The sequence below is a fragment of the Haloplanus sp. GDY1 genome (assembly GCF_023703775.1).
GTDB classification, from domain to species: Archaea; Halobacteriota; Halobacteria; order Halobacteriales; family Haloferacaceae; genus Haloplanus; species Haloplanus halophilus.
The window spans coordinates 562,798-588,352 of record NZ_CP098514.1 but is presented as its reverse complement, the minus strand read 5'-3'; the positions used below and the strand labels follow the sequence as shown (position 1 = coordinate 588,352).

At 69.3% G+C, this 25,555-nt stretch carries 33 protein-coding genes and 2 tRNA genes; 16 read left to right on the top strand and 19 right to left on the bottom strand.

From position 1 onward, the window contains the following. The first annotated feature begins 21 nt into the window (after positions 1-21). Complete coding sequence (locus NBT67_RS03240; RefSeq protein ID WP_251343376.1) at positions 22-681, top strand: HAD family hydrolase; 660 nt, start codon at positions 22-24, stop codon at positions 679-681. A 6-nt stretch (positions 682-687) separates the two neighbouring features. Here NBT67_RS03240 and NBT67_RS03235 read toward each other — a convergent pair whose 3' ends face one another. Together NBT67_RS03235 and NBT67_RS03230 are read right to left on the bottom strand one after the other, a co-directional pair. Beyond that, positions 688-1,071 (bottom strand): DUF7993 family protein, encoded by a 384-nt coding sequence (locus NBT67_RS03235; RefSeq protein ID WP_251343375.1) that lies wholly within the window; start codon positions 1,069-1,071, stop codon positions 688-690. 25 nt (positions 1,072-1,096) lie between these two features. Further along, complete coding sequence (locus tag NBT67_RS03230) at positions 1,097-1,588, bottom strand: DUF2240 family protein (RefSeq protein WP_251343374.1); 492 nt, start codon at positions 1,586-1,588, stop codon at positions 1,097-1,099. Between the two features lie 92 nt (positions 1,589-1,680). On the opposite strand from NBT67_RS03230, the gene NBT67_RS03225 reads away from it, so the two are divergent. Further along, complete coding sequence (locus NBT67_RS03225) at positions 1,681-2,052, top strand: 30S ribosomal protein S8e (RefSeq protein WP_251343373.1); 372 nt, start codon at positions 1,681-1,683, stop codon at positions 2,050-2,052. Here the strand turns inward: NBT67_RS03225 and NBT67_RS03220 are convergent. Then, positions 2,049-3,050 carry a phosphate uptake regulator PhoU gene (locus tag NBT67_RS03220; RefSeq protein WP_251343372.1) on the bottom strand — a complete coding sequence of 334 codons (1,002 nt, stop codon included), beginning with the start codon at positions 3,048-3,050 and terminating at the stop codon, positions 2,049-2,051. The two genes, NBT67_RS03225 and NBT67_RS03220, sit on opposite strands and share 4 nt — an antisense overlap. Positions 3,051-3,363: 313 nt before the next feature. On the opposite strand from NBT67_RS03220, the gene NBT67_RS03215 reads away from it, so the two are divergent. From NBT67_RS03215 to phoU, 5 genes are all read left to right on the top strand, one after another. Then, positions 3,364-4,365 carry a phosphate ABC transporter substrate-binding protein PstS family protein gene (locus NBT67_RS03215; RefSeq protein ID WP_251343371.1) on the top strand — a complete coding sequence of 334 codons (1,002 nt, stop codon included), beginning with the start codon at positions 3,364-3,366 and terminating at the stop codon, positions 4,363-4,365. A 54-nt stretch (positions 4,366-4,419) separates the two neighbouring features. Then, the gene (pstC, locus tag NBT67_RS03210) at positions 4,420-5,379 is read left to right on the top strand and encodes a phosphate ABC transporter permease subunit PstC (RefSeq protein ID WP_251343370.1); all 960 of its coding nucleotides are present in this window, start codon (positions 4,420-4,422) and stop codon (positions 5,377-5,379) included. A 1-nt stretch (position 5,380) separates the two neighbouring features. After that, positions 5,381-6,979: a phosphate ABC transporter permease PstA gene (gene pstA / locus NBT67_RS03205; protein ID WP_251343369.1), complete on the top strand. Its 1,599-nt coding sequence runs from the start codon at positions 5,381-5,383 to the stop codon at positions 6,977-6,979. A gap of 6 nt (positions 6,980-6,985) precedes the next feature. Next, the gene (pstB, locus tag NBT67_RS03200) at positions 6,986-7,858 is read left to right on the top strand and encodes a phosphate ABC transporter ATP-binding protein PstB (RefSeq protein WP_305881853.1); all 873 of its coding nucleotides are present in this window, start codon (positions 6,986-6,988) and stop codon (positions 7,856-7,858) included. A gap of 95 nt (positions 7,859-7,953) precedes the next feature. After that, positions 7,954-8,628 carry a phosphate signaling complex protein PhoU gene (gene phoU / locus NBT67_RS03195; protein WP_251343368.1) on the top strand — a complete coding sequence of 225 codons (675 nt, stop codon included), beginning with the start codon at positions 7,954-7,956 and terminating at the stop codon, positions 8,626-8,628. Here the strand turns inward: phoU and NBT67_RS03190 are convergent. Continuing rightward, positions 8,625-9,275 carry a helix-turn-helix domain-containing protein gene (locus tag NBT67_RS03190; RefSeq protein ID WP_251343367.1) on the bottom strand — a complete coding sequence of 217 codons (651 nt, stop codon included), beginning with the start codon at positions 9,273-9,275 and terminating at the stop codon, positions 8,625-8,627. The two genes, phoU and NBT67_RS03190, sit on opposite strands and share 4 nt — an antisense overlap. 83 nt (positions 9,276-9,358) lie before the next feature. Between NBT67_RS03190 and NBT67_RS03185 the strand changes: the two genes are divergently transcribed. The 5 genes from NBT67_RS03185 to NBT67_RS03165 all read left to right on the top strand — a co-directional run bounded on the left by NBT67_RS03185 (position 9,359) and on the right by NBT67_RS03165 (position 13,374). After that, positions 9,359-9,949 carry a methyltransferase family protein gene (locus NBT67_RS03185; RefSeq protein WP_251343366.1) on the top strand — a complete coding sequence of 197 codons (591 nt, stop codon included), beginning with the start codon at positions 9,359-9,361 and terminating at the stop codon, positions 9,947-9,949. A gap of 138 nt (positions 9,950-10,087) precedes the next feature. After that, positions 10,088-11,740, top strand: coding sequence for an NADH-quinone oxidoreductase subunit D (locus tag NBT67_RS03180; protein ID WP_251343365.1), 1,653 nt, complete (start codon positions 10,088-10,090; stop codon positions 11,738-11,740). Between the two features lie 65 nt (positions 11,741-11,805). Continuing rightward, positions 11,806-12,180: a nuclear transport factor 2 family protein gene (locus tag NBT67_RS03175; RefSeq protein ID WP_251343364.1), complete on the top strand. Its 375-nt coding sequence runs from the start codon at positions 11,806-11,808 to the stop codon at positions 12,178-12,180. Continuing rightward, positions 12,180-12,401, top strand: coding sequence for a hypothetical protein (locus tag NBT67_RS03170; protein WP_251343363.1), 222 nt, complete (start codon positions 12,180-12,182; stop codon positions 12,399-12,401). Before NBT67_RS03175 ends, NBT67_RS03170 begins: the two co-directional genes overlap by 1 nt. Before the next feature lie 133 nt (positions 12,402-12,534). After that, complete coding sequence (locus tag NBT67_RS03165; RefSeq protein WP_251343362.1) at positions 12,535-13,374, top strand: DUF8127 domain-containing protein; 840 nt, start codon at positions 12,535-12,537, stop codon at positions 13,372-13,374. Positions 13,375-13,403: 29 nt separating this feature from the next. On the opposite strand, the gene NBT67_RS03160 is transcribed toward NBT67_RS03165, so the two are convergent. From NBT67_RS03160 to moaA, 15 genes are all read right to left on the bottom strand, one after another. Next, positions 13,404-14,366 (bottom strand): zinc-dependent metalloprotease, encoded by a 963-nt coding sequence (locus NBT67_RS03160; RefSeq protein ID WP_251343361.1) that lies wholly within the window; start codon positions 14,364-14,366, stop codon positions 13,404-13,406. A gap of 90 nt (positions 14,367-14,456) precedes the next feature. Further along, positions 14,457-15,236: a 30S ribosomal protein S2 gene (gene rpsB / locus NBT67_RS03155; protein WP_251343360.1), complete on the bottom strand. Its 780-nt coding sequence runs from the start codon at positions 15,234-15,236 to the stop codon at positions 14,457-14,459. Next, on the bottom strand, positions 15,233-16,438 hold the full coding sequence (gene eno, locus NBT67_RS03150; protein WP_251343359.1) for a phosphopyruvate hydratase: 1,206 nt from the start codon (positions 16,436-16,438) through the stop codon (positions 15,233-15,235). Before eno ends, rpsB begins: the two co-directional genes overlap by 4 nt. Next, positions 16,435-16,614, bottom strand: a complete 180-nt coding sequence (locus NBT67_RS03145; protein ID WP_251343358.1) for a DNA-directed RNA polymerase subunit K — start codon at positions 16,612-16,614, stop codon at positions 16,435-16,437. The genes eno and NBT67_RS03145 overlap by 4 nt, the downstream gene beginning before the upstream one ends. Continuing rightward, positions 16,611-16,802, bottom strand: coding sequence for a DNA-directed RNA polymerase subunit N (locus NBT67_RS03140; RefSeq protein WP_251343357.1), 192 nt, complete (start codon positions 16,800-16,802; stop codon positions 16,611-16,613). The genes NBT67_RS03145 and NBT67_RS03140 overlap by 4 nt, the downstream gene beginning before the upstream one ends. Before the next feature lie 12 nt (positions 16,803-16,814). After that, positions 16,815-17,213 carry a 30S ribosomal protein S9 gene (locus NBT67_RS03135; RefSeq protein ID WP_251343356.1) on the bottom strand — a complete coding sequence of 133 codons (399 nt, stop codon included), beginning with the start codon at positions 17,211-17,213 and terminating at the stop codon, positions 16,815-16,817. Beyond that, positions 17,207-17,644: a 50S ribosomal protein L13 gene (locus NBT67_RS03130; RefSeq protein WP_251343355.1), complete on the bottom strand. Its 438-nt coding sequence runs from the start codon at positions 17,642-17,644 to the stop codon at positions 17,207-17,209. The genes NBT67_RS03135 and NBT67_RS03130 overlap by 7 nt, the downstream gene beginning before the upstream one ends. Continuing rightward, entirely contained in the window at positions 17,641-17,991 is a 351-nt protein-coding gene (locus tag NBT67_RS03125) for a 50S ribosomal protein L18e (RefSeq protein ID WP_251343354.1), read from the bottom strand. The genes NBT67_RS03130 and NBT67_RS03125 overlap by 4 nt, the downstream gene beginning before the upstream one ends. A 20-nt stretch (positions 17,992-18,011) precedes the next feature. Continuing rightward, a tRNA-Leu gene (locus tag NBT67_RS03120) sits at positions 18,012-18,096 on the bottom strand. Positions 18,097-18,223: 127 nt separating this feature from the next. Then, positions 18,224-18,973 (bottom strand): DNA-directed RNA polymerase subunit D, encoded by a 750-nt coding sequence (locus NBT67_RS03115; RefSeq protein ID WP_251343353.1) that lies wholly within the window; start codon positions 18,971-18,973, stop codon positions 18,224-18,226. Between the two features lie 4 nt (positions 18,974-18,977). Then, positions 18,978-19,367: a 30S ribosomal protein S11 gene (locus NBT67_RS03110; RefSeq protein ID WP_251343352.1), complete on the bottom strand. Its 390-nt coding sequence runs from the start codon at positions 19,365-19,367 to the stop codon at positions 18,978-18,980. Then, a complete protein-coding gene (locus tag NBT67_RS03105) occupies positions 19,364-19,891 on the bottom strand; it encodes a 30S ribosomal protein S4 (protein WP_251343351.1) in 528 nt (175 codons plus the stop codon). The genes NBT67_RS03110 and NBT67_RS03105 overlap by 4 nt, the downstream gene beginning before the upstream one ends. Before the next feature lies 1 nt (position 19,892). Further along, the gene (locus NBT67_RS03100) at positions 19,893-20,414 is read right to left on the bottom strand and encodes a 30S ribosomal protein S13 (RefSeq protein WP_251343350.1); all 522 of its coding nucleotides are present in this window, start codon (positions 20,412-20,414) and stop codon (positions 19,893-19,895) included. Positions 20,415-20,431: 17 nt separating this feature from the next. Next, positions 20,432-20,516, bottom strand: a tRNA-Ser gene (locus NBT67_RS03095). A 182-nt stretch (positions 20,517-20,698) separates the two neighbouring features. Then, entirely contained in the window at positions 20,699-21,706 is a 1,008-nt protein-coding gene (gene moaA, locus NBT67_RS03090) for a GTP 3',8-cyclase MoaA (protein WP_251343349.1), read from the bottom strand. A gap of 161 nt (positions 21,707-21,867) precedes the next feature. Here moaA and NBT67_RS03085 point away from each other — a divergent pair, with 161 nt between their 5' ends. The 4 genes from NBT67_RS03085 (at position 21,868) to NBT67_RS03070 (ending at position 25,532) form a co-directional block, all read left to right on the top strand. Further along, positions 21,868-22,896 (top strand): Mrp/NBP35 family ATP-binding protein, encoded by a 1,029-nt coding sequence (locus NBT67_RS03085; RefSeq protein ID WP_251343348.1) that lies wholly within the window; start codon positions 21,868-21,870, stop codon positions 22,894-22,896. An 83-nt stretch (positions 22,897-22,979) separates the two neighbouring features. Beyond that, positions 22,980-23,621 carry a uracil-DNA glycosylase gene (locus NBT67_RS03080; RefSeq protein WP_425498890.1) on the top strand — a complete coding sequence of 214 codons (642 nt, stop codon included), beginning with the start codon at positions 22,980-22,982 and terminating at the stop codon, positions 23,619-23,621. 45 nt (positions 23,622-23,666) lie between these two features. After that, positions 23,667-24,422, top strand: coding sequence for a DUF2064 domain-containing protein (locus NBT67_RS03075; RefSeq protein ID WP_251343347.1), 756 nt, complete (start codon positions 23,667-23,669; stop codon positions 24,420-24,422). 75 nt (positions 24,423-24,497) lie between these two features. Then, complete coding sequence (locus NBT67_RS03070; RefSeq protein ID WP_251343346.1) at positions 24,498-25,532, top strand: hypothetical protein; 1,035 nt, start codon at positions 24,498-24,500, stop codon at positions 25,530-25,532. Positions 25,533-25,555 lie beyond the last annotated feature (23 nt).

The following is a 25,555-nucleotide window of genomic DNA, read 5'->3' as shown; positions in this document are numbered from 1 at the left end:
CGTCGCCCGAATAGGGGGCGTATGGAAACGGCCGCGGTGGCGTTCGACCTCGACGACACGCTGGCGGTCACGGCGGTCGACCGCGAGACGCTGCTGGTGGAGGCGATGCGTGCCGTCGGGGCGCCGCCGCGCTCGCGGGAGGCGTATCTCGACGCCCACGCCGACAACCTGACCGCGCGGAGCCGGGAACCGGTGTTCGAGCGCCTGCTCGACGGCCTCGACACCGACGCCGACGCCGACGAACTCGCGCGGGCCTACCGCGAGCGGGTGAACGCCTCGCTCGAACCGGTCGAGGGGGTGGAGGCGATGCTCGCGACGCTCCGCGAGCGGTACCGCCTCGGACTGCTGACGAACGGCCCCGTCGTCGCCCAGCGGTCGAAGCTCCGGGCGCTGGGGTGGACCGACGCCTTCGACGTCACCCTGGTCACCGGCGAACTGAGCGCCGGCAAGCCCGACGCGACGGCGTTCGAGACGCTGCTCGACGCGCTGGGCACCGACGCCGCGGCGACGGTGTTCGTCGGCGACGACGTCGACGCCGACGTCGGCGGCGCGACGGCCGCCGGCATCGACGCGGTCCAGGTGACCTTCCCGGGCGGTCCCGCCCCCGATCCGGCGGCGATAGCCCACGTCGAGCGCGACGAACTGGCGGCGCGGCTCCCGTCGATCCTCGACTCGCGGTAGGCGCGTTCAGCGGTCCCCGGAGGCCGCGACCGCCGCCTCGACGACGCCGAGCGCGCGTTTCACCTCGGCGCCGTCCTCGACGAAGACGACGGTTCGCGGGGGATCGACCGCCTTCGGCCGGACGCGGAGGCCGGCGTCGTCCGCGGCGCCGACGACGGCCTCGTTGGCCGTCCGGAACTCGAGACGGGCGCGCTCGGGGTGGACGAACGCCGTCGCCAGCGGGTCGCCGTCGGCGCGGATCACGTAGGCGCGGCGCCCGTCGGCCGTCGGCTCCACGTCCGGATCGGAATCGGTCACCGTGACGGCCGCGAGTCTGTCCTCGTGACCGACGAGGTCCGAGGCGAGCAACTGCGCGATCCGAACGCCGTCGGAGAGGCCGGAGTCGACCATGCGCGGGGTAGGGGACGGAGGGGTTTCAACGCTCGCCGTCGCCCTCGCGTACGTCCCCCTCGCGTACCTCGCCCTCGCACAGGTCGGCGAGCGCCCGGTCCGCGGCGTCGCCGACGCCGACGCCCCGACGGCGGGCGTAGAGGATAGCCGCGGCCTCGACGGTGACGCCGAGTTCGCGCTGGCGCTCGTTGATGGCGGCGACGGCCTCCTGTTTCTCGACGCCGGCGTCGACGAGCGCCGAGAGGACGCGCTCGAAGACGGACTGCTCGCGGAGGACCGACTCGTCGGGGACGAAGCCGTCCGGGATGGTGACCGAGGCGGGATCGAACTCGGCGACGAGTTCGTCGTCCTCGCGGGAGACGAGGCCACGGCCGGCCGCGACGTCGACGAGGCGCTTGGCCTGATCGGGCGTGAACCAGTCGCGGTCGAGCGAGAGGGCGACCACGAACTCCCCCTCGCCGAGTCTGGACCGGCCCCGGTCACGGAACGGCGCCGCCACCGCGGCTTCGAGGCTCATGCCCCACAGAGCGCGCGGCGGCTCACTAAACCCTGTCCGTTCCGGCTCCGCGTTCCGAGCGATTCAAGTAGTTGCTGGGATTGGATAGCGGTATGAAAGACCAGGGACGCTCGACGCGCAAGCGGACGGGCGGCCGCCTCCGGCCGTTCAGAAACAAGAAGCGGTACCAGCTCGGCCGCCAGCCCGCCGAGACGACGGTCGGCGAACCGCGCTTCCAGACCGTCGACGCCCGTGGGACGGGCACCAAGACGCGCGCGCTCGCCACGAACGTCGCTCACGTCGCGGACGGCGGCGAGACGGTCGAGGCGGAGATCGAGAACGTGGCCGAGAACCCCTCGAACACCAACTACGCCCGACGGAACATCATCACGAAGGGTGCGATCATCGAGACGAGCGCGGGGCGTGCCCGCGTCACGTCGCGACCCGGACAGACCGGACAGGTCAACGCGGTTCTTCTGGACTAGGGCGTCGGCGCCGCCTTCTGTAACGCCGTCTCCGCGATGTTGCCCCCGTAGTCGGCGCTCCGCGACAGCGAGTCGACGACGAGCCCCAGCAGTTGCGCCCGGGTCGGATCGAGTTCGCGCAGGAGTTCGTCGATGGAGCGGGCGTGGCTGTCGATGTCCTGGACGGACTCCCGGGCCTCGTTGGCCCGGCGGGTCGCGTCCTCGCTGTCGTCGAGGAAGAGCGCGTCCATCGCGATGTCGGTCACGGACGCCGCGTCGTCGTGGAGTTCCTCGAGGGCGTCGGCGACGTCCTCCGGGATCGGTTCCTGGAAGTTGAGCGCGAGGTGAGCGATCTTCGTCGCGTGGTCGGCGATGCGCTCCAGTTGCCGGGCCGCCGACTGGTAGTCGAAACACACCTCGCGGGTGACGCCGAGTTCCTCGGCGGCGCGGGGACTCCGGAGCGTCGCCCGGAAGATGCGCGAGACCACCATCCAGAGGCGGTCCACGTCGTCGTCGCGCTGGATGACGTCGCGAGCGAGGTCCTCGTCGAGGTCGACCAGCGCCGTCACGGCGTCCTCGAGCATCGAGAGGGCGATGAGGCGCATCCGGGTGACCGCGTTGTTGATCGACAGCTCCGAGGAGTCCAGCAGATCGCGGATGACGACCCGGTCGCGGGTCTCCTCTAAGACCTCCAAGCCGACGAGGCTCTGGGTGGCTTTCCGGATGGTCCGGCGCTGGTCGGTCGTGATCCGGGCGCTCTCCAGGGCGATGATGTCGAACCCGCTGACGTACATCGTCATCACGGCGCGGATGAGTTCCTCGCCGGTCAGGTCACCGACGTCGAGGGTGCCCTCGGTTCGGTCCTCGCCGGTTCGGGGCGTCATGAACAGCGAGTCCCCCTCGGGGTAGAAGGCCACCTCGCTCCCCGCGGAGACGCCGTTGTCGGTCGCCCAGTCCTTCGGAATCGACACCGTGTACGTCGATCCGCCGGTCACCTGCACCTTTCGGGTCTCGACCATACGCGGAGGGTGTCGACGTGGAGGAATAAATCCTCCCATATCTATATACTTCTTTAGATGTCCGCCCGACGACCGCGAGCGCGATGGAACAGAGCGGTGGTTCCGCCGCGAGTCGCGAGCCATCGGATCCGTCGTCCGACCGCACACGACGCCCTAAATCGTCGAATTTGGACTACTGAGACCTACGTACTCGGACGTTCGTGAACGATCCCGCCGACCCCGACCGGCGGGAGTCTCGTGATCGGTTGCCGTATTTAGAACTATATAGTTATCATAGAAGGGTACTTACGTCACACTCGGTCACTGTCGGGTGATGACTGACGAATCCGCAAGCGGCTCCGTATCACGGCGACAGTTCCTGACTGCGGCCGGATCGGCCGGTGCGGTCGGCCTCGCCGGCTGTACGCAGAGCGGGAGCGGGGGCGGCGGCGACGGAAACGGCGGCCTCTCCGGAACCATCGACATCGCGGGCAGTTCGACGGTGTTCCCCCTGGCGACGGCGATGGCCGAGCGGTTCCAGACGGAACACTCCGGGGTGAACATCAACCTCCAGTCGACCGGCTCCGGTGGCGGCTTCGCGAACCACTTCTGTCCCGGTCGGACGGACTTCAACAACGCCTCCCGTCCGATCCGGCCCGCGGAGGAGGAGACGTGTTCGGAGAACGGCGTCACGCCGATCGAACTCACCGTCGCCACGGACGCCCTGACGGTCATCGTCAACAACGACAACGACTGGGTGGACTGTCTGACGGTCGAGGAACTCGCCGAAATCTGGTCGGCCGAGTCGCCGCCGTCGACCTGGAGCGACGTGAACTCCGACTGGCCCGACCAGCCGCTCGAACTCTACGGGCCCACCGACGCCTCCGGGACGTACGACTACTTCATCGAGTCCATCCTCGGCGAGGAGGGTCCCGGGCATCGGCAGGACTACTCGGCGACCGAGCAGGACCGCACGATCATCCAGGGCGTCGAGGGCTCGGAGAACGCCATCGGCTACCTCGGGTTCGCGTACTACTCGCAGAACACGGACAGCGTGAAGGCCCTCGGCATCGACGACGGCGACGGCTGCGTCGAGCCGTCGCTCGAAACCGCCCGCACCGGCGAGTACACCCCGCTCTCCCGGCCGCTGTTCACGTACGCCAAACAGAAGGCGCTGGCCGAGGAACACGTCGCGGAGTTCGCGCGCTTCTGGCTCGAGAACGCGACGAGCCAGGAGATCGTCGCCAACGAGGTCGGCTACGTCCCCCTGAACGAGGAGGACCAGCAGGCCCAGCTGGAGCGCCTCGAGACGGCCATCGAGAACGCGCAGGGCTGAGCGACGGACGAACGAAGGGTTTTTCGACCGAGCGTGAAACCGACCACACAGTAGATGAGCACGGACGAGATAACACGGGACCTCACCCGCCGAACCGAGAACGCGCCACAGGAACTCCTGACGCGCTCGTTTTTCTTCCTGTGTGCAGTGCTGTCCATCGTCACCACGATCAGCATCATCGTCCTGTTGACCACCGAGGCGGCGAAGTTCTTCACCGTGACCGCCCCGCTGATGGGCGTCGAGGGGGCGACGGCGTCGGTCGTCGACTTCCTCACTGGAACGAAGTGGATCATCAACAACGAGCAGTTCGGCGTCCTCCCGCTGGTGTCGGCGACGCTCGCGATCACCATCGGGTCGGCGGTCGTCTCCCTCCCGCTCGGCGTCGCGACCGCGATCTACCTCAGCGAGTACGCCAGCCCGCGTGCGCGGTCGGTGCTGAAGCCCGCGCTGGAGGTGCTGGCCGGCGTCCCGACGGTCGTCTACGGCTTCTTCGCCGTCGTCTACATCACGCCCGCGATCCGAACGGTCATCCCGAGCATCGGCACGTTCAACATGCTCTCGGCGAGCATCGTCGTCGGCATCATGATCATCCCGATGGTGGCCTCGATCAGCGAGGACGCCATGTCGGCCGTTCCGGACTCGCTCCGACAGGCCGGCTACGGGATGGGCGCGACGAAGTTCGACGTCTCCGTCGGCATCGTCGTCCCCGCCTCGCTCTCCGGCATCTTCTCCTCGTTTATCCTCGCGCTCTCGCGGGCCATCGGCGAGACGATGGCCGTCACCGTCGCGGCCGGAACGCAGGCGAACCTCCTCAACCCGCTGAACCCCGCCGCGTATCTGGAGGGGGCGCTGCCGATGACCGCCGCGATGGTGAACCTCCTGACCGGCGACATCACCGGCGGCGGCGTCGCCTACCGCAGCCTCTTCGCCATCGGCCTCACGCTCTTTGTCATCACGCTCGCCATGAACGTCATCAGCGACCTAGTCGCACAGCGATACCGGGAGGAGTACTGAGATGGCGACGGAGAGCCGAGAGATCGAGGACTTCGGCCACGTCAGCCGGACCGTCGGCACCGCCTTCAGATACCTCCTGCTCGCGGCCACGCTGTTCGGCATCGTCTCGCTGGCGATCCTCCTGATCTACGTCGCGAACGACGCGATCCGGCCGCTGACGGCCGAACCCGGCTGGCATCTCACCTTCTTCCTGACGCTCGTCGTCCCGACGCTGGTCACCGGCGGCTACCTGCTCCGGACCGACCCGGCGTCGTTCCGGTTCGGCGCCGCCATCGTCGGCACGCTCGCCGTCAGCACGATGTTCGCCGGCGGCGCCGCGATGATCTTCGTCGACATCGTCCCCCCGATCACCTGGTTCGCCTACGTCCTCGCGCTCTGTCTCGCGTTCGGCGGGGTCGTGGCCATCGAGCGCTTCGACCGGGAACTTCCCTTCCTCGCTCGCTTCGTCGGTGCGGGGGCGGTGATCGCCGGGTCGCTGCTCGTCGTTCCCGGCCTCGTCCAGTCGCTCCCGATCTACCCGACCGACGACGTCCTGTTGACCCTCTCGCTCGGCATCCCGATCGCGCTCGTGGTGGGCCGGTACGTCGCCGTCGAGGACGGTCGACGACGGCGGCTGCTGGCCGTCGGCGGCAGCCTCGCCGCCATCGGTCTCGGCGGGGTCGTCGGCCCGCTCCTCGGCGTCACGCCGGTGCCCGCGACGGTGGTGCTCGCGGTCGCCGTGGTGCCGACCGGCGGCTACGCCGTCGGCCACGTCCGCCGCAACGCGGACCGGCGCCCCGGTCTCGGCTTCGCCGCGGTGATCCTCGGCGGCGCGGTGCTCGGGGCCGTCGCCGTCGACGCCCTCGGCTTCGCCGGGCCGCAGTCATGGGTCGACTGGGGCTTCCTCACCAGCGCGCACAGCGGCACCGCCGCCGACGCCGGCCTCTATCCGGCCATCGGCGGGTCGATCCTGCTGATGGTGACGGTCGCCGCCCTCTCCTTTCCCCTCGGCGTCGGCGCCGCGGTGTACCTCGAGGAGTACGCCCCCGACAACCGCCTGACGCGCTTCATCGACGTCAACATCTCCAATCTGGCCGGCGTCCCCTCGGTCGTGTACGGGCTGCTCGGCCTCGGCGTGTTCGTCACCTACCTCGGCCGGCCGACCGGGACCGTCCTCATCGGCGGGGCGACGCTCGCCCTGCTGATCCTGCCCATCGTCATCATCTCCGCGCGGGAGGCGCTGCGGAGCGTCCCCGACGAGATGCGTCAGGCCTCCTACGGCATGGGAGCGACGCGGTGGCAGACGATCAAGAACGTCGTCCTGCCGCGGGCGTTCCCGGGCATCCTGACCGGCACCATCCTCGCGCTCGGTCGGGCCATCGGCGAGACGGCGCCGCTCATCATGATCGGCGCGCCGAACGTGCTGTTCTCCCTGCCGACCGAACTCTCCTCGAAGGTGAGCGCGATGCCCCTGCAGGTGTACGCCTGGGCGAGCCTCTTCGCCAGCGAACCCTTCTATCAGGCGGCCGTCCCGGCCGGCGTCGTCGTCTTGCTCGTCGTCCTCTTGAGCATGAACTCCATCGCCATCGTCCTGCGGAACAAATACCAGCGCGATCAGTAACCACCCATGACAGACAACCAGGAGCAGGAGTACGCCGACGAATCGACCGACGACCCGACGACCGACGACATGCTCGTCCAGACCGACGTGAGCGAGAGCGTCTCAGACTCGGGACCGACGATGCGCGAGAACACGGTCGTCCGCGCGGAGAACGTCAACGTCTGGTACAACGACGACCAGGCCCTCCAGGACATCAGCCTGGAGATTCCGGAGAACAAGGTGACGGCCATGATCGGCCCCTCCGGCTGTGGCAAGTCCACGTTCCTCCGGTGTATCAACCGGATGAACGACCTGATCGACGCCGCTCGCGTCGAGGGCGACCTCTACCTGCGTGGGAAGAACGTCTACGACGACGACGTCGATCCCGTGGCGCTCCGCCGTCGCGTGGGGATGGTGTTCCAGACGCCCAACCCCTTCCCCAAGAGCATCTACGACAACGTCGCCTACGGCCTCAAGATCCAGGACAAGGAGGGCGACTACGACGAGATCGTCGAGGAGTCGCTGAAGCGGGCCGCGCTGTGGGACGAGGTGAACGATCGCCTCGACGAGTCCGGCCTCGAACTCTCCGGGGGGCAACAACAGCGCCTCTGCATCGCCCGCGCCATCGCGCCGGACCCGGAGGTCCTCCTGATGGACGAACCGGCGTCCGCGCTCGACCCCGTCGCCACCTCCCAGATCGAGGACCTCATCTCCGAACTCGCCGAGGAGTACACCGTCGTCATCGTCACGCACAACATGCAACAGGCCGCACGCATCTCGAACAAGACGGCCGTCTTCCTCACCGGCGGCGAACTCGTCGAGTTCGACGACACCCAGAAGATCTTCGAGAACCCCGAGAGCCAGCGCGTCGAGGACTACATCACCGGGAAGTTCGGCTGACGGCTATAGATATTCCTCCGTAGCCCTATAGATCACTCCATAGAGATCCGTAGACAGGGGATAACGCTTAGGGGAATCGAGGCGAGTGTAGTGGTATGGCGCGAACGGATTACCAGTCGTCGCTGGAGGAGCTCCGCGACGACGTGCTCTACATGAGCGAGGTGGTAGCGGAGCGGCTCCGGGCGGGACTCGACGCGCTCGAACGGAAGGACGAACGGCTCGCCCGGGAGGTCATCGAGGGAGACGACGAGGTCAACGACATGTACCTCGATCTGGAGGGGACCTGCGTCGACCTCATCGCCCTCCAGCAACCCGTCGCGAGCGACCTGCGCTTCATCGCGGCGTCGTTCAAGATCATCACGGACCTCGAACGCATCGGCGACCTGGCGGTGAATCTCGGCGGCTACACCCTCGACGCGGAGCGCGACATGTTTCCGGACGTGGACATGCAGCGCATCGGCCGGGAGACGCTGGACATGCTCGACGACGCAATGAGCGCGTACGCCGACGAGGACACCGACCTCTGCTACCGGGTCGCCGAACGCGACGAGGAGGTCGACGCGATGTGCGAGGCGGCGAGCGAACTCGTCGTCCGCGACCTGATCGAGAGCGACGACCTGGCCGAGGACGAGGACCTCGAGACGCTCATGCAGGACGTCTCCCGACTCCTGCTCACCATCCGCGACCTGGAGCGGGTCGGCGACCACGCCGTCAACGTCGCGGCGCGCACCCTCTACATGGTCGAGAACGACGACGAACTGCTGTACTAGACGACCGACTCCATCACCGTCGCCTCCGCCTTCCGGAGGTGTTCGGCCGCGGTCCCCGGCGCGACGTCGAGGGCGGCGGCCACGTCCGCCACGCTCCCCTCTCGCGGCGAGTCGTAGTACCCACACGCCACGGCGGCGGCGACGGCTTCCCGTTGCCTGTCGGTGAGCCGCGCCGACGGCTCCCCGACCCGTCGGCGGTACGGCCCGACCGACCGCACCGTCGCCCGCAGCCCGTCGGGCAACCCCTCGACGGCGGCCTCGACGTCGGTCGGCGTCCCCACGACGGTCAGGGCAGTCGTGCCGTCCGGCGCGAACCGAATCGGCGGGATCACCACGAGCGTCCCCCGGGCGAAGGCGTCGATGTACCCCTCGTCGGCCGACGTCACACGGTCGCGGACACAGCAGTAGAAGGCACCCTCCACGGCGGGCGTGAGGCTGTAGTCCACCGTCACCTCCCGCGACTCCAGTTTCGCACGGAACGGCTCCGGGTCGCCCCGGATCCGGAAGACGAACGTGTTCGTCCCGTCGAGGACCGTGTTCCAGTGCAGGAGTTCCGCGGACTCGATCCGGTCGTGGGCCATCTCGAAGGCGTGCATCGGATGGAGGGAGTCGGGATCGTGGTGGATGCGGAGGCGAGCGTACTTCATCGTCCCCACGTCACGTTCCCGAAGTAAAAACCTCACAGGTGAGGCGATCCTGACTCCCGGCTCCAACCCGCAGATGCGGTCACATGACGCCGACGCAACTCGCGCTCGGGGCCGGCCTCCTGTCGGCCGCCGGCGTGTACGGACTGGTGCTCGGAACGCTGCTGACCGATCACGAGTGGTGGCCGCCCGGCGACCGGACGCCCGCGTACTACTGCCACTGGACGCTCGTGGGCGTCTTCGACGTCGCCCTCGTCGCGACCGCCGCCCTCGACTGGGGGGCGTGGTCGCTCCCCGGTCCCGTGGCGGTCGCCGGCGGCGCCCTCGCGCTCCTCGGTACCGCCGTCTTCGTCCGGGGCGCCCGGACGATGCGCTCGGCCGAGACGATGGGCGTGACTGGCTCCCTCTACACCGACGGCCCGTACGCATACACGCGCAATCCGCAGTACGTCGGCATGATCGTCGGCGTCACCGGTTTCGCGCTGGCGGCCGATTCGGCGGCCGTGGCGGTGCTCGCCGCCGCCCACGTCGGCTGGGTGCTCCTCCTCCCCCGAGCCGAGGAGCCACACCTGCGCGCCGAGTTCGGCGAGGAGTACGAGCGGTACGCGGCACGGGTCCCCCGGTTCGTCGGCCTCCGGACGCTCTCCGACGTCGAGGACGACCAACTGCCGCACTGACGGCCGCGCCGCGGACGCGTGGGCCGAACGGATCGCCCCGTCGGGGTCGCCTCCCGGCCCGCATACCCTCGCGGCGGCAGTGCGAACGGCCCGCCGACCCCGGCGGCCAACGCCGGCTTCACGACCACTCCCGCTCACATGACGGTACGAAACCTGAACCCACGACCCGAATCGACCACGACCGACGAGTCGCTCGCCGACCTGCTCGCCCCGTACGCGGTCGGCCGTGACGACCACCTGAACGCGCCCGCGTTCGTCGTTCGTCCCGACGAAGTGCAGGCGACGCTCCTCCGCCTGCGCGACGAGGCGGGGTTCGATCACTGCTCCTGTGTCACGGCACAGGAGTACGAGGACCGCTACGAGTCCATCTACCACCTCAGGAAGTACGACGACCCGACCGACGAGGTGAGTGTCGTCGTGCCGACGCCGACCGACGATCCCGTGAGCGAGTCGGCCGAACCCGTCTATCGCACGGCCGACTGGCACGAGCGCGAGGCCTACGACCTGGTGGGCATCGAGTACGAGGACCACCCCGACCTGCGGCGCATCCTCCTGCCCGAAACCTGGCAGGGCCACCCTCTCGGCCGGGACTACGACCAGGACCGACCCCAGGTCGTCCCCCTCCGCGAACACGCCAACCCGATCGACGAGGACGACCGGAACGGGGAGACGATGTTCCTGAACATCGGCCCGCACCACCCGGCGACCCACGGCGTCCTCCACCTCGAAGTCGTCCTCGACGGCGAGCAGGTCGTCGACGTCGACCCCGACATCGGCTACATCCACCGGTGCGAGGAACAGATGGCCCAGTCGGGCACCTACCGCTACCAGATCATGCCCTACCCCGACCGCTGGGACTGGGGCGGGGGCGGCCTGCTCAACGAGTGGGCCTACGCCCGCGTGGCGGAGGACCTCGCGGACATCGAGGTGCCCGAGTACGCGCAGGTGATCCGGACCATGGGCGCCGAACTCTCGCGCATCCTCTCGCACCTGCTCGCGGTCGGCACCTACGCCCTCGACGTGATCGGCGACTTCACCGCCACGTTCATGTACGCCGTCCGGGACCGCGAGAAGGTCCAGAACATCCTCGAGGAACTCACGGGCCAGCGGCTCATGTTCAACTACTTCCGCCTCGGCGGGGTGGTCTGGGATCTGCCCGAACCCCGCGACGAGTTCTTCGGGATGGTTCGGGAGTTCCTCGACGACCTGCCCCGGCGCCTGGAGGAGTATCACGACCTCCTCACGGCCAACGAGATCCTGCAGGCTCGAACCGTCGACACGGGCGTCCTGCCACCCGAGGTGGCGAAGTCGTACGGCTGTACCGGCCCGGTCGCCCGCGGGTCGGGGATCGACTACGACCTGCGACGGGACGACCCCTACGGCTACTACGACGAACTCGACTGGAACGTGGCCGTCGAGGACGGCTGTGACAACTACAGCCGTCTCCTCGTCCGCCTGCGCGAGATCGAGGAGTCCGCGAGGATCGTCGAAGGGTGCGTCGACCTCCTGGAGGACTGGCCCGAGGACGACCGGACGATCCAGTCCAACGTCCCCCGGACCATCCGCCCGGACGACGACGCCGAAATCTACCGCGCCGTCGAGGCCGCCAAGGGCGAACTCGGCATCTACATGCGCGCCGACGGCACAGAGACGCCCGCCCGATTCAAGATCCGCGGGCCGTCGTTCTCCAACCTGCAGGCACTGCCGGAGATGGCCACCGGCGAGTACGTGCCGGACCTGATCGCCTCCCTCGGCAGCCTCGATACGATCATGGGCGAGGTCGACCGGTGACGCGAGCGGGCCCGGCCGCCCACGGGTCTGAAAGAGTTAACAGGCGGCGGATCGAGGGGTCGTCCATGGACGCGGAGGAGACGATTCGTGACTACTACGAGGCGCTTCGCCGCGGCGAACCGCTCTACCCCTACTTCGCGGAGCGCTCGGATCTGGTGAAGTTCGGCGTCGGCGAGCGACTGGTCGGCTACGACGCCGTCGCCGAGGGCCTGCGCGAGCAGACGCGCACCACCGAGGACTGGACGGTCGAGAGTCGGGCCCTCCGGGTCACCGAGCGCGACGACCACGCCTACTTCTCCGATACCGTGTTCATGTCGTGGACCGACCGCGAGGCGGACCACGAGTACGCCCTCTCGACCCGGTGGAGCGGCACGCTCGAACCCCGAACCGACGAGTGGCTGTTCGTCGGCATGCACGTGAGTGCGCCGTACGTCGAGTGATGGTCGGGCCGAGCCTCTCCGACGACGAACGCCGCGTCGCGTCACGACGACTCGAACTCGGGTTCGTCGCGCTCGTGGGCGTCTCCGGCGGCCTCGTCGCCCTCGCCGCCGACGCCACGGCGGTCCAGGGGCTCCTCGCCGTCGCCGCCGGCTTCCTCGTCGGGTGGCTGCTCCTCCGCTATCTCGTCTCCGTCGGCCGGGAGTGGCGGGCGTCGCGGTAGCGGGCGTCGCGGTAGCGGGCGTCGCGGTAGCGGGCGTCGCGGTAGCGGGCGTCGCAGGAGCGGGCGGCCCGCTCCCGGGACGGCCGTCGCCCCGGCCGAAGGCTTATCGGCGGCGCGGAGCAGGCATCCGACGATGCCCTCCACGACGCTCTCCCCCCGCCGTCGCGACGCGCTCGGTGCGCTGGTCGCGGTCCTCCTGCTCGCCGGCCCGGTCTGGGTGCCGGCGCTCCACCTCGACGACCCGACCTACCGATACGAGCGGGTCCGCGTCACCGCCGGCGAGGGCGGCGTGGCCTTCGCGAACGCGTCCGCCGTCCCGCCGGACACGACGCCGAGCGACCGAATCGTCTGTTCGGGCGGTAGCTCCCGCGCCTGCGCCTTCGAGCGGCACCTGGCGCGCAACCACACCGTCCTCGCGGACGTCTACGCCGGTTCCCCGGGCGAACGGTCGGGGGCGTTCGCCCTCGGGCCCGATCGGTACGACTACGTGCAGATCGACGGCGCCGTCTACGAACCCACCACCCTGGCGAATCGCTCGCGGGTGTACGTCGTCGCGAACGGTACCGTCTACGAGGCGGGCGACGCCCCGGAGGGCGTCGCGACGAGCGGGGACGTGTACCGAAACGAACTCTCGCTCCGGCCGGTTTCGCCATCGACGGCGCTCGCCGGCGTCGCCCGGGACGCCGAGGGGGTTCCGACCCCCATCGAACGCGCCGCGAGGACCGGCACCGGGGTGGCTCACGAGGACCTGTCGGTCCCGCGGACGCCGATCCGGACCGCCGACGGCGCGTACTACCGGGTGTACCTCGCCGACCGGCACCGGCCCGTGATTCGGAGCGACTGGATCGAGACGCTGCTCGTCCTCGGGGCGCCCGCCGCGGGGCTGGTCGTCCTGTCACGGCTTCGGGGGCGCGTCGCGATCACCTACGTCGGCCCGTCCGACGACGCGCGGAGCGAGGATTCCCGACCCTGAGCCGTGGCCGGAGCTCCCGACCCGATCGGTCAGACCCGCGCCAGCCACCGCTCGGGGGCGTCGAGTTCCGCGTCCGTCGGCAGGTTCTCCGGGCGCTCCCACACGGCGCTCGCACCCTCCAGGCCGCGTTCGTCGGCGACGGTCCGGAAGAAGGCCGCCCCGCGCTCGTACTGCCGGCGCTTCAGGCCGAGGCCGAGCAGCCGCCGGGCGAGCCGTGCGACCGGGCCGCCGCCCCGCCGGCGGGCGTCGAGTTTCGCCCGCAGGTCGGCGTAGTCGTCGTCGAAGGCCCGATCCATCAGCAGCTCCGCGTACCCCTCGACGGCGGTCATGGCGGCGTCGAGTTCGTGGAACGCCTCGCGGTCCAGGTCGCCGGCGACGAGCGCGTCGACGCCGCGTTCCAGTCGCTCCTCCAAGTGTTCCGGGAGCCACGGCGCGGCGCCGAACTCGGCGGCGTGGGACACCTCGTGGAAGGCGATCCAGCGCCGGAACCGGGAGACGTCGACGTCGAGCGTTCCCGCCACCTCGACGATGTTCGGGTGGACGAAGTAGAGGCAGTGGTCCCGGTCGGCGGGGTCGGCCTCGGCGAGGAGGAGCGGATCGTACTGCCCGAGGACGTTCCGGCCCAGAAACGCCAGCAGGAACGAGCAGGTGCCGGTGTTGACGACGCGGGAGACGCCGGGGAGCAGGACCTCCGGCCCCCGTCGCTCGACTGGCGCCATCACCCGACGGAAGGTGTCGACGTTCGCGTCGATCCAGTGGTGGCGGTTCTGTATCTCGACCGTGTCCGGCAGGTCGAACTCGACGCCGCCGAGTCGCCGGAGTCGGTCCCGGGCGTCGCGGACGTCGGCCGCGTACCCCTCGCGCTCGGCCTCGGTGAGCGTCAGATCGCCCGGCGCCGTCGACTCCTTGGCCGCCGCGGCGACCGCCGCCCAGTCGACGTAGCCCGTCCCCGAGGCGCCGGCGACGGTGCGGACGCTCCGAAAGAGATCCATACGTGAGGGAGTCGGTACCGCGTGAAAACGTTTCCGCGCTTCGGCGCCGCCGCTACCGGGACGAGTCTCGGGAAAGGCGTGCCGAGCCGCTCAGATGCCCGCCTCGAAGTCGTCGAGGGCGTAGGCCGGTTCGGCGCCGCGGCGGTCGAGCGTCTCGTTGGCCAGCAGCCAGTAGACGACCGACAGCGCGCGCCGACCCTTGTTGTTCGTCGGGATGACGAGGTCGACGTTGCTGAGCTGGTTGTTCGAGTCGCACATGGCGATGACGGGGATGCCGACCGTGATGGCCTCCTTGACCGCCTGCGAATCGCCGATGGGGTCGGTGACGACCACCACGTCGGGCTCGATGTAGCCGTCGTAGTCCGGGTTGGTGAGCGTCCCGGGGATGAAACGGCCGGTGCGGGCGCGGGCGCCGATGGCCTCCGCGAACTTCTCGGCCGGGAACCGGCCGTACTGCCGGGAGGAGGTCACGAGGACCTGCTCGGGCGAGTAGTTCGCGAGGAAGTCGGCGGCCGTCCGGATGCGCTGGTCGGTCTGGCTCACGTCGAGCACGTAGAGGCCGTCGTCACGGACGCGGTGGATGAACCGCTCCATGTCCTCGGTCTTCTGCTGGGTCCCGATGTGGACGCCTGCCCCGAGGTAGTCCTCGACCGGGATGAGGAGGTCGGCCTCGTCGTCGGGCATCACGTTCTCGTCGAACGGCGAGGCGTCGTCGGCCTCGGCGCCCGCGTCTTCTGCCTCGGCCGCCTCGTCGGCCGCCTCGGCGGTCGGTTCCTCCGTGGTGTCGGCGTCGGGGTCGGGGGCGTCGTCGGCCTCGGCGGCCGCCGCCTCCTCCTCGACGTCCGGGGTTTCGATGTCGTTGTCTGTCATACAGCGTCCTCCGCGATGCGGATGAGTTCGTTGAGCTTGGCGGTTCGCTCGCCGCCGACCGTCCCCGTCTTGATGAACGGGGCGTCGGTCGCCACGGCGAGGTGTGCGATGGTCGCGTCCTCGGTTTCGCCCGATCGATGGGAGACGACGGCGTCGAGTCCGTTCCGGGTCGCGAGTTCCACCGCGTCGACGGCGTCCGAGAGCGTCCCGATCTGGTTGGGCTTGACGAGGATGGCGTTGCCGGCCCCCTCGTCGATGCCACGGCCCAGTCGCTCGACGTTGGTGACGAACAGGTCGTCGCCACACAGGACCGTCCGGTCGCCGACCCGGTCGGTCAGGTCGGCGAAGCCGGCGAAGTCGTCCTCCTCGACGGGGTCCTCGACGTACGCGAGGTCGTACTCGGAGACGAGGTCAGCGACGTACTCGACCTGCTCGTCGGGGGTCCGCTCGCGGTCGCCGTAGCGGTACACCTCGGCGTCGGCGTCGTAGAGCTCCGACGCCGCCACGTCGAGGCCGAACGCCACGTCGAAGCCGACGTCCTCGGCCACGTCGTCGGTGGCCTCGGCGACGAGGTCGAACGCCTCCGCGTCGTCGACGGGAGGCGCCCACGCGCCCTCGTCGCCCTTGCCCGCGGCGACCCCGCGCTCGTCGAGCAGTTCGCCGACGCGGTCGTGGACCGCCGCGTTGGCGAAGACGGCCTCGGAGACGCTCGGCGCCCCCAGCGGGACGGCCAGGAACTCCTGGATGTGGGTGGCCTCCTTGGCGTGTTCGCCGCCGCCGACGACGTTCCCCAGCGGGATCGGGAAGTTGTCGCCGCGGAACGTGCCCCCGAGATGCTGGTAGAGCGGGGCGCCCAGAACGTCGGCGCCGGCCTTCGCGGCCGCCATCGAGATGGCGACGGCGCTGTTGGCGCCGATCTCCGAGAAGTCGTCGGTGCCGTCCGCGCCGCGGAGCGCCGCGTCGACCTCCCGCTGGTTGCCCGCGTGCACCTCGCCCACGAGTCGGGGGACGGCGTGCTGGCGGGCCGCGGCGATGGCCTCGCCCGGCGGCAGTTCGATGGCCTCGTACTCGCCGGTCGACGCACCGCTCGGTGCGGCCGCGCGGCCGAAGCCGCCGGAGTCGGTCAGCACGTCCGCCTCGACGGTCGGGTTCCCCCGCGAGTCGAGGATCCGTCGCAGGCTCACCGAGCGAATCAGCGTCATGTGCCCTCCCGTCTGACCGTGAAGGGGAGCACGCCGGCGTCGTACTCCTCGGCGGCCACGAGGATGGGTTCGCTCTGCTCGGTGTCGACCAACACCGGCGCGCCGTAGGACACCTGCAGGGCTCGCGCCCCGAGGATGCGTGCCTTCTCGTACCGGTTGTAGCGTCCCTGACTCATTGGTAGGGGGAGACGACGTCCACCAGGTCCTTGTGCGAGACGAACATGCGTCGACAGCAGTGCCGGGTCACGCCCAGGTCGTCGAGCACCTCGGCGGGGTCCTCGCCCGCCTCGAGGCGGGCCTGGTACTCCTCCCAGTGCTCGCCGATGACCTTACCGCACGTGAAACACCGGACCGGGATCATCATGGGTGGATCACCTCAGCGGTAGGACTTCTGGTAGCGGGCCCGCGCACCGGGACCGCCCCACTTCTTGGGCTCGGACTGGCGCACGTCGTTGACCAGTAGCGACCGGTCGAACTCCATGAACGCGTCGCGGAGTTCGGCGTCGTTGTGGTGTTGCACCAGTCCGCGGGCGACGGCCGTCCGGACGGCGTCGGCCTGCCCGGCGAAGCCACCCCCCGAGACGGTCACGTCGATGTCGACCGTCTCGCGCAGGTCGTCACCGGCGATGCGGAACGGCTCCAGCATCTTCAGGCGCGACAGCTCCGGTTCGACCAGTTCGACCGGTTGGGAGTTGATACGCACGCGACCCTCGCCGTCGCGCACGGTGGCGCGGGCGACGGCCGTCTTCTTCTTGCCGCTCGTGTTGGTTACCATGTGACGTTCGCACCCAGTTGTTCGGAGACGTCTCCGAGGGAGACGAATTTGATGTTCGAGAGACGGTCCAGCGAGGTGCCCTCGAGCACGTCGCCGTCCTCGTCGAGGGGGTTGCCGACGTAGACGCGGACGTTCTCGAACGCTTCGCGACCGCGCGGCTTCTTGTAGGGGATCATCCCGCGGATCGACCGCTTGAAGATGCGGTCGGGGCGCTTGGGGTAGTACGGCCCGCTGTCGGAGCCGAGTTCCGCGCGCTTGCGGTAGGTCTCCATCGTGTCCTCCTCGTTGCCGGTGATGACCGCGTCCTCGGCGTTGACGACGGCGACCGTCTCGCCGTCGAGGGCGCGCTGGGCCACCTCGCTGGCGACCCGGCCCATGATGCAGTCGCGGGCGTCGACGACCACGTCGGCGTCGAACTCGGCGAGGCTCATCGGATCACCCGTACGTTGGAGCCCTCGGGGTTCTCCTCGGCGACGCGTTCGAGTCGCTCGGCGTCCCCGACCCGTTCGATCTTCTGTCGCGCCGTCGACGAGAAGTCGACGGCCGCGACGGTAACCTCTTTTTCGAGCACACCGCTACCCAGCACCTTGCCGGGCACGACGACGGTCTCCTCTTCGCGGGCGTAGCGTTCGATCTGCCCGAGGTTGACCTCCGCGTGGGTGCGCCGTGGCTTCTCCAGGCGGTCCGCGACGTCCTGCCAGACACCGGCACCGGACTCGCGGGAGACCGCCTTCAACTCGGCGATGAGACTGTTGAGTCTCGGATTCGTCTTACTCATTGTCTACCTCCAGAAGGGAGTGCAGGGAGCAGGATTTGAACCTGCGGACCCCTATGGGACAGCGCCCTGAACGCTGCGCCGTTGGCCTGACTTGGCTATCCCTGCACGCACGTCGCAGTATCGGGCGCCCCTTCAAACCAGTTTCGGTTCCCCGACTTCGACGGGCCGCGGCGCTCGCTGCGTCGGCGGCGGACGTCGGTGTCGGGGGTGGTGTTCGGGGCATGGTGGGGTCTCAGACTGCGACTTTCGTTTCCAGTTCCGCCGCGCGGTCGCCGATGGTCTCGGCGGCGCGCGTGACCAGTTCCTCGACGCTCACCGACCCGTCGGTCTCCACGTGGAAGACGAACGCGTCGGAGACGTCGGTGACCGCGAGTTCCTTGCCGGGGTACCGGTTGGTGAGGTCGTGATCGAACTCGTCGGTGGGGACGAGTTCGCCGTCCTCGGTCTCGATGACCCCGCGAAGGATGTTCGGCTCCTGTTCGTCGAACTCGCCGGCGTCGTCGACGACCTCGACGCGCTGGAGATGGCGGTAGCCGACGGCCACGCCGCCCTGGTGTTTGGCGTGTTCGCGGCCCGTGTCGAGCACGGCGTCCGCCTCGAGTTCGATCCGCTGTTGCTCCTTGAGTTCGATGATCGGGATGTTGTCGTCGGCGGGTTCGACCAGCGGTTCGGACGTCTCGATGTCGCCCGAGTAGGCCGTCGCCGGCCCCTCGACGTCGAGCGCCAGCGTCACTTCGTCGCCCACCTCGAAGTCGTCGAGGGGGGTCGTGAGTGGCACCAGCCCCAGTCGGAGGCCGATCATCTCGTCGAACATCACCGACGAGTTCTCGACGAACCGAACGGTGTCGATGGAGAACGTCGGCACGTCGGCGACCATCGCCCGCCGAACCCCGTTCGCGAAGGCCGGGGTGACCCCTCTCACGAGGAACCGCGCGTTCCGGTCGTCGCGTTCGATGAACTCGACTTCGAAGTCGGCTACCATGATGTTAGAGGCGGCTGTTTTTCGGCGCGCGGGTGCCGTCGTGCGGCATCGGCGTGACGTCCTCGATGCGACCGATCTCCAGGCCGGCGCGGGCGAGCGCTCGGATCGTCGCCTGCGCGCCCGGCCCGGGCGATTTGTTGCCGTTGCCGCCGGGGCCGCGCACGCGGACGTGGACGCCCTCGACGCCGGCCGCGAGGACCTCCTCGGCGACCGTCTCCGCCATCTGCATGGCGGCGTACGGCGACGCCTCGTCGCGGTTCTGTTTCACGACCGTCCCGCCGCTCGACTTGGCGATGGTTTCGGCACCCGTCTGGTCGGTGACCGTGATCAGGGTGTTGTTGAACGACGCGTGGACGTGGGCGATGCCCCACTTGTCCTGCTCTTCGGCACTCATTCTTGACCCTCCGCGCGTTCGGGGTGGAGGTCGTCCGCGAGCGGACTCGCCCCGTCGAAGTCGACGGTCGGTTGCTCGTCGACCTCCACCATCTTCGACGGCGTCTCGACGCGCGCGCCGTCGACGGTGACGTGTCCGTGGCTGACGAACTGGCGGGCCTGCTGGGGCGTGTGGGCCAGCCCCTTGCGGTAGACGACCGTCTGCAGTCGCCGTTCGAGCAGGTCCGTCACTTCGAGCGAGAGGACGTCGCTGATGTCGTCCTGCTCGTCGAGGATGCCGAGACGCTGGAGGCGCACGACGAACTCGCCGCCGGCCTCCGCCGCGGCCTCGACGTCGCCCTGGGCGTCGCCGAGCAGTCGTCGAGCCTCGCGGCGCATCTCGCGCAGTTCCGACTGGGCTCGCCAGAGCTCCTCCTTGTTCTTCAGGCCGTACCGACCGAGGAGGTCCGCCTCCTCCGCGATGCGTTCGCCCTGATACGGGTGGTTCGGCGTCTCGTAGAACTTGGTGTTCTTGCCGGTCGTCATATTAGGCCTCTTCCTCCTCGGCTTCCTCGGCCATGTCCTCCTTGATGGCCTCGACGTTGACGCCGATGGTGCCTTCGGTACGGCCGGTGGACTTCGTCCGCTGGCCGCGCACCTTCTGCCCGCGCTTGTGCCGGACGCCACGGTAGGAGTCGATCATCTTCATGCGGTTGATGTCCTGCGTGCGCGTCTGGCTGAGGTTCGAGCCGACGATGTGGTCGCTCTCGCCGGTGTAGAAGTCGTTCCGCCGGTTGACCATCCACTCGGGGACTTCGTCGGCGAAGTTCTCCACGACCTCGATCACGCGGTCGATTTCGTCGTCGTCGAGGCGTCCGAACGTGGCCGTTCGATCCACGTCGGCCGCGTCGGCGACGATGCGCGCCGTGCGCTTGCCGATGCCGTTCATGTCGGTGAGGCTCCGCTCGACGGCCTTCGTCCCGTCGAGGTCGGTCTGGCCGATTCGGACGAAGTACCGAAGGTCTTCGTCGTCCTCGGGGGAGCCGTCCTGTGGTTCTTCTGCACTCATGGATATCTGGGTGCGAGCGTTGCGGCGGGGATTCGAACCCCGGAGGCTTGACGCCACAGAGTTAGCAACCCTGCGCCTTGGGCCAGGCTTGGCTACCGCAACACCTGCGTTCGTATCGTCGCCCTCTCGGACTCGGGGCCGGGCGCCCCTGCAGCGTATGCACTCGGATCAACCCGGGGGCGATACTTAAACATCACGAAAGGCAGGGGGCGTGCGGTCGGGTCGCACGGGGAGAACGAGCGGCGACGACCGGAGGCTGGAGGCGCGAGCGACGACGCGGGGACTCAGGCCGTCGGGGCACCGAGGTACTCCTCGTTGACCTCCCACTCGCCCTCGTCGTTCCGAATCATGTACTCGCCGTAGTAGGGGACGCGGTTGGCGACCGTCTCGCGGAACGTCTCGCGGATCTCCGCTTTCGACATCTCGCCCATCGACCGGAGGTCGTCGTTGCGGTTGAGACAGCCCTTCAGGTAGCCCTCGTGGGTGACCCGAACCCGGTGGCAGTTGGCACAGAAGGTCGGGTTCTCGACGGGGTCGACGATTTCGACCATGCCCCGCTGGGCGGGGTCCGCGGCCGCGTCGTCCGGGTCGGTGCTGCTGACCCAGTAGCGCTTGCGGTCGTGCATCTCCCGGTGTTCCACCTCGTCGGCGATGTCGGCCAGCCAATCGTGGACCCGCCCGATGTCGATGTTCCACTCCGGCTTGCCCGTGAGTTCGGGCATGTACTCGATCAGCTGGAGCTGCAGCCCCTCGTTCTCGGCGACGTGCTCCACCATCCCCTCGACGTAGCCCGCGGTGTGCTCGAAGACGACCATGTTCAGCTTCACCGGGTCCAGCCCCGCGTCGAGCGCCGCGTCGACGCCCTCCATCACCTTGTCGTAGGCGCCGGACTTCGTGATCTCGGCGAAGGCCTCCCGGTCGAGGGCGTCCTGCGAGACGTTGACGCGTTCGAGGCCGGCGTCGACCAGCGCCTCGGCGCGACCCGGGAGATACGTGCCGTTGGTCGTCATCGACACCTCCATGGAGTCGGGGGTCCGGCGGATGATCTCCTCGAGGTCGTCCCGGAGCATCGGCTCCCCGCCGGTGAACTTCACGCTGTCGACGCCGAACTCCGCGGCGACCTCCAGGAACCGGACGACGTCGTCGGTCGACATCTCGTCGTCCTGCGGTTCCATCGGTCCCCGCGTGTCACCGAGCCCCTCGTTGTGGCAGTAGACACAGTCGAAGTTACAGCGGTCGGTGAGCGAGACACGCACGCCCGACACCTCTCGCCCGAAGTCGTCCTCCAGCATGCTATCGGAGCGTTCGTCCGGAGAGCCTTAAATTGGAGCCATCGACACCCCGTCACGTAACCTCCCGAGGTTACATTCGGGCGGCGCGAGTGCTCCGCGGCGGTTTCGCTCTCTCCGCCCGCGACAAAACCCTTATCCGACCCTCACGCCGAGGCTACGGCATGGACGAAGCCGACGTACGGGAGTTACTCGGCCGGGTGGAGGACCCCGACCTCGGCGACGACGTCGTGTCGCTGGGACTGGTCAACGGCGTGGCCGTCGAGGACGGGACGGCGAAGGTGTCGCTGGCGCTGGGGGCGCCCTACGCCCCCACGGAGAGCGCCATCGCGGCCGACGTGCGGGAGACCCTCGCCGACGCCGGCGTGGACGTGGAACTCACGGCGAAGCGGCCGGCGACGCTCCGCGACGACGAGGTGTTGCCGGGCGTGAAGAACGTCGTCGCCGTCGCCTCCGGCAAGGGCGGCGTCGGCAAGTCGACCGTCGCCGTCAACCTCGCGGCCGGCCTGTCGAAACTCGGCGCCCGCGTCGGCCTGTTCGACACGGACGTCTACGGCCCGAACGTCCCCCGGATGCTCGACTCCGAGGACCCCCCGACCGCCACCGACGACGACACCATCATCCCGCCGGAGCGCTACGGCGTGAAACTCATCAGCATGGCCTTCATGGTCGGCGAGGACGACCCGGTGATCTGGCGTGGCCCGATGGTCCACCAGGTCCTCACCCAACTCGTCGAGGACGTGGAGTGGGGCGAACTCGACTACCTCGTCCTCGACCTGCCGCCGGGGACGGGCGACACGCAGCTCACCATCCTCCAGACGCTCCCGCTGACCGGCGCCGTCATCGTCACGACACCCGAGGAGGTGGCCGTCGACGACGCCCGCAAGGGCATCCGGATGTTCGGCCGCCACGACACCAACGTCCTCGGCCTGATCGAAAACATGAGTTCGTTCGTCTGCCCGGACTGCGGCGGCGAACACGACGTGTTCGGCTCCGGCGGCGGCCGCGGCCTCGCGGAGGCCAACAACCTCCCCTACCTCGGCGGCGTCCCGCTCGATCCGGAGATCAGAACGGGCGGGGAGCCGATGGTGCTGAAAGACGACGACCCGACGGCCGACGCCTTCCGCGTCATCACGGAGGAGGTGGCCAACAACGTCGGCGTGGTCAACCGCCGCCGCGTCTCGAACTCCTGAGGCCGGCGACGAACGGCCGCATCGACCGGCGACCGACGGCACGACTCCCGACCGCTTTTGTGCCCGTGGCGTGCAGAGGGAGTGTGGACCCAGCACAGGAACACCCCGACAACCCGTTCGGCATGGACGAAGACTGTCGGAACTGTCCGGACCTCGCCGACGCCCGGACGAACGTCGTCCACGGCTACGGCGACGTGGGTGCGGAGTTCATGTTCGTCGGCGGCCGGCCCGGCCCCGGCGCCGACCGCACCGGCGTCCCCTTCACCGGCGACGACGCCGGCCGGCGCCTCCAGCGGATCCTGGGCGACCTCGGCTTCTCGAACTCGCCGCCCGACGCCGACGAACCCGAACTCGACAACGCCTACCTGACCTACCTCACGCGCTGTCGGCACCCCGACCGCGATCCGACCGCCGAGGAGGTCGCCACCTGCGACGCCTACCTGACCGCGGACGTGCGCATGATCAACCCGGAGATCATCGTCCCGGTCGGCGAACTGGCGCTGCGGGGCGTCGCCGTCGAACACACGACCCGCGACGCCGACTCGCTCGACGTCGAGGCGTGTCACGCGACGACGATCCGCGGGCGCGGGTTCGAACTCGTCCCGATGCGTGCCCCGGCCGACCAGACCGACGCCGAGACGGAGGCCTTCGTCGAACACGTCGCCGAGTCGGTGCTCGGCCGCGACTACCGGCAGACGAAGGGGCGGAGCGGGGCGCACGACTAGCCGTCGACCGGCGCGTTCAAGTCCGCGCCGCCACGACCGACCCACATGACCACCATCGCCGTCATGGCGGACCCCCCGCGCGAGGGGCTGGTCGCGACGGAGCTCGCCGCGACGAGTCCGCTGACCGAGTCGGAGGCCGCGCAGTGTTACGCCGCGATGTGCCGTGACGTCTTCGTCGCCGTCGCCCGCTCCGGCGGCGACCTGCTCGTCAACTACCGACCGGACGACCTCCTGCCGGACGAACACGTCACCGACACCGCCAGCGAGGCGGCGGTGCGGGCCCTCGCGACCGCGGCCCTCGACGACCCGAGCGACGTCCGCTTCGAACCCCAGGTCGGGTCGACGTTCGACGCCCGCGCGGGCAACACGATCACCCACCTCCTCCGGGAGGAGGGCGTCACCTCGGCGGCCGTCGTCGAGGGCTCGGCCCCGTTTCTCACCCGGCCGCTCGTCGACAACGCGGCGATGAAGCTCCGACGCTCCGAGGTCGTCCTCGGCGCCGCCACCCGCGGGCGGGCCTACTACGCGGGCTTCACCGACCCCGTCGACTTCGCGGACGCGTTCGCGGCGCCGGAGCTGGAGACGCTCACTGACCGCGGCCGCGACGCCGGTCACGAGGTCGACTTCCTCCCGATCCAGCCCGTCGTCGAGACGGGCGACGACCTGCTGGACGTGCTCCCCCTCCTGAACGCGCGGGTCGACGCCGAGCGGGTCGTCCCCGCGAACACCGCGGCGTTCGTGGACCGGCTCGGCCTCCGGGTCGCACGGGACGACGCGGAGCCCCGACTGGTGCGGGACTGACGCCGAGTCGCGTCACCGCCGGCAGACACGTCGGCGACACTACACGTATTTCTCCTCGCGGCGCGTACGGTACGCATGGGTTCGACGTTGCGAACGCTCACGGACCGGTCGGCGGGCGGCGCCCTCCGCGACGCGAGCGAGACGGTGCAGGACCGGACGAACGGTCGGAACCGCCGGCGGATGGGGTACGTCCGGCTCCGCGGGGATTACTACACCTTCCGCGAGGAGTTCGACGCGCTGGTCGCGGCGGCCACGGACGCGGGCGTGACGGAGTTCTTCTGGAAAGAGGACGTGCTGGACCTGTTCGAGCGCGTCGAGGACGCCCTCGAACGGGGGCGGATCGCCGACGGGTGGCGACACTTCCACGGCGCCCGCCGGATCGAGACGTACGGTCTGGAGGCGCTCGACGAGGCGACCGGGTCGAACGAACTCGAAGCGCGGGCGCGGACGCTCCGACGGGAGGCACTGGAGGTGCTCGGCGGCTGGCGGCGAACCGCCGTCGAGGAACTGCTCGGACGGGACGGGCTCGATGCGGACGTCACGGGGGCCGCGGTGCGACAGGCCCACGCCATCCTCAACGAGCAGTACGAGAGCGTCCACCTGCGGCGCGACTACCTCCAGCTCCAGTTCAAGCAGCTGTTCCGGCTCGGACTCGTCGGCTCGATACTGTTCGTCCTCCTCGCCGCGCTGCCGTACTTCGTGGACGAGGGCGTCCCCTGGCTCGGTTCGTTCGTCGCGTTCCTCGAATCGCCGTTCGCGGTGGTCGTCGGTCCCGGTGCGGGGACCCAGCCCGACGTCTCGTCGCTCGGCTTCGCCCTGTTCGTCGGCCTGGCCGGCATCGTCGGCGCGTCGCTGTTCGGAATGCGGTCGCTCCGCGACGAGCGACTCTCGATGAAGGTCGCCCAGCAGTTGACGGGGCTGACCGTCACGTGGGCCCGCGGCCTCTTCGGGGCCATCGGCGCGCTCGTCGTCTACTTCGCCCTCCAGACGCCGTTCATGTCCGTGGGGGAGAACACGGCCGCCGTCATGATCGTCGTCGGGTTCGCCGCCGGCTACTCCGAACGGCTGGTCACCCGGGCGCTGGAAACCGTCTCGGGCGCCAGCAAGTAGCGCAGCGGTTGCACGTCATGGCA

Coding starts and splice junctions, on each gene's coding strand:
- NBT67_RS03240 (WP_251343376.1), top strand. CDS start 22: ATGGAAACGGCCGCGGTGGCGTTCGACCTCGACGACACGCTGGCGGTC.
- NBT67_RS03235 (WP_251343375.1), bottom strand. CDS start 1,071: ATGGTCGACTCCGGCCTCTCCGACGGCGTTCGGATCGCGCAGTTGCTC.
- NBT67_RS03230 (WP_251343374.1), bottom strand. CDS start 1,588: ATGAGCCTCGAAGCCGCGGTGGCGGCGCCGTTCCGTGACCGGGGCCGG.
- NBT67_RS03225 (WP_251343373.1), top strand. CDS start 1,681: ATGAAAGACCAGGGACGCTCGACGCGCAAGCGGACGGGCGGCCGCCTC.
- NBT67_RS03220 (WP_251343372.1), bottom strand. CDS start 3,050: ATGGTCGAGACCCGAAAGGTGCAGGTGACCGGCGGATCGACGTACACG.
- NBT67_RS03215 (WP_251343371.1), top strand. CDS start 3,364: ATGACTGACGAATCCGCAAGCGGCTCCGTATCACGGCGACAGTTCCTG.
- pstC (WP_251343370.1), top strand. CDS start 4,420: ATGAGCACGGACGAGATAACACGGGACCTCACCCGCCGAACCGAGAAC.
- pstA (WP_251343369.1), top strand. CDS start 5,381: ATGGCGACGGAGAGCCGAGAGATCGAGGACTTCGGCCACGTCAGCCGG.
- pstB (WP_305881853.1), top strand. CDS start 6,986: ATGACAGACAACCAGGAGCAGGAGTACGCCGACGAATCGACCGACGAC.
- phoU (WP_251343368.1), top strand. CDS start 7,954: ATGGCGCGAACGGATTACCAGTCGTCGCTGGAGGAGCTCCGCGACGAC.
- NBT67_RS03190 (WP_251343367.1), bottom strand. CDS start 9,275: ATGAAGTACGCTCGCCTCCGCATCCACCACGATCCCGACTCCCTCCAT.
- NBT67_RS03185 (WP_251343366.1), top strand. CDS start 9,359: ATGACGCCGACGCAACTCGCGCTCGGGGCCGGCCTCCTGTCGGCCGCC.
- NBT67_RS03180 (WP_251343365.1), top strand. CDS start 10,088: ATGACGGTACGAAACCTGAACCCACGACCCGAATCGACCACGACCGAC.
- NBT67_RS03175 (WP_251343364.1), top strand. CDS start 11,806: ATGGACGCGGAGGAGACGATTCGTGACTACTACGAGGCGCTTCGCCGC.
- NBT67_RS03170 (WP_251343363.1), top strand. CDS start 12,180: ATGGTCGGGCCGAGCCTCTCCGACGACGAACGCCGCGTCGCGTCACGA.
- NBT67_RS03165 (WP_251343362.1), top strand. CDS start 12,535: ATGCCCTCCACGACGCTCTCCCCCCGCCGTCGCGACGCGCTCGGTGCG.
- NBT67_RS03160 (WP_251343361.1), bottom strand. CDS start 14,366: ATGGATCTCTTTCGGAGCGTCCGCACCGTCGCCGGCGCCTCGGGGACG.
- rpsB (WP_251343360.1), bottom strand. CDS start 15,236: ATGACAGACAACGACATCGAAACCCCGGACGTCGAGGAGGAGGCGGCG.
- eno (WP_251343359.1), bottom strand. CDS start 16,438: ATGACGCTGATTCGCTCGGTGAGCCTGCGACGGATCCTCGACTCGCGG.
- NBT67_RS03145 (WP_251343358.1), bottom strand. CDS start 16,614: ATGAGTCAGGGACGCTACAACCGGTACGAGAAGGCACGCATCCTCGGG.
- NBT67_RS03140 (WP_251343357.1), bottom strand. CDS start 16,802: ATGATGATCCCGGTCCGGTGTTTCACGTGCGGTAAGGTCATCGGCGAG.
- NBT67_RS03135 (WP_251343356.1), bottom strand. CDS start 17,213: ATGGTAACCAACACGAGCGGCAAGAAGAAGACGGCCGTCGCCCGCGCC.
- NBT67_RS03130 (WP_251343355.1), bottom strand. CDS start 17,644: ATGAGCCTCGCCGAGTTCGACGCCGACGTGGTCGTCGACGCCCGCGAC.
- NBT67_RS03125 (WP_251343354.1), bottom strand. CDS start 17,991: ATGAGTAAGACGAATCCGAGACTCAACAGTCTCATCGCCGAGTTGAAG.
- NBT67_RS03115 (WP_251343353.1), bottom strand. CDS start 18,973: ATGGTAGCCGACTTCGAAGTCGAGTTCATCGAACGCGACGACCGGAAC.
- NBT67_RS03110 (WP_251343352.1), bottom strand. CDS start 19,367: ATGAGTGCCGAAGAGCAGGACAAGTGGGGCATCGCCCACGTCCACGCG.
- NBT67_RS03105 (WP_251343351.1), bottom strand. CDS start 19,891: ATGACGACCGGCAAGAACACCAAGTTCTACGAGACGCCGAACCACCCG.
- NBT67_RS03100 (WP_251343350.1), bottom strand. CDS start 20,414: ATGAGTGCAGAAGAACCACAGGACGGCTCCCCCGAGGACGACGAAGAC.
- moaA (WP_251343349.1), bottom strand. CDS start 21,706: ATGCTGGAGGACGACTTCGGGCGAGAGGTGTCGGGCGTGCGTGTCTCG.
- NBT67_RS03085 (WP_251343348.1), top strand. CDS start 21,868: ATGGACGAAGCCGACGTACGGGAGTTACTCGGCCGGGTGGAGGACCCC.
- NBT67_RS03075 (WP_251343347.1), top strand. CDS start 23,667: ATGACCACCATCGCCGTCATGGCGGACCCCCCGCGCGAGGGGCTGGTC.
- NBT67_RS03070 (WP_251343346.1), top strand. CDS start 24,498: ATGGGTTCGACGTTGCGAACGCTCACGGACCGGTCGGCGGGCGGCGCC.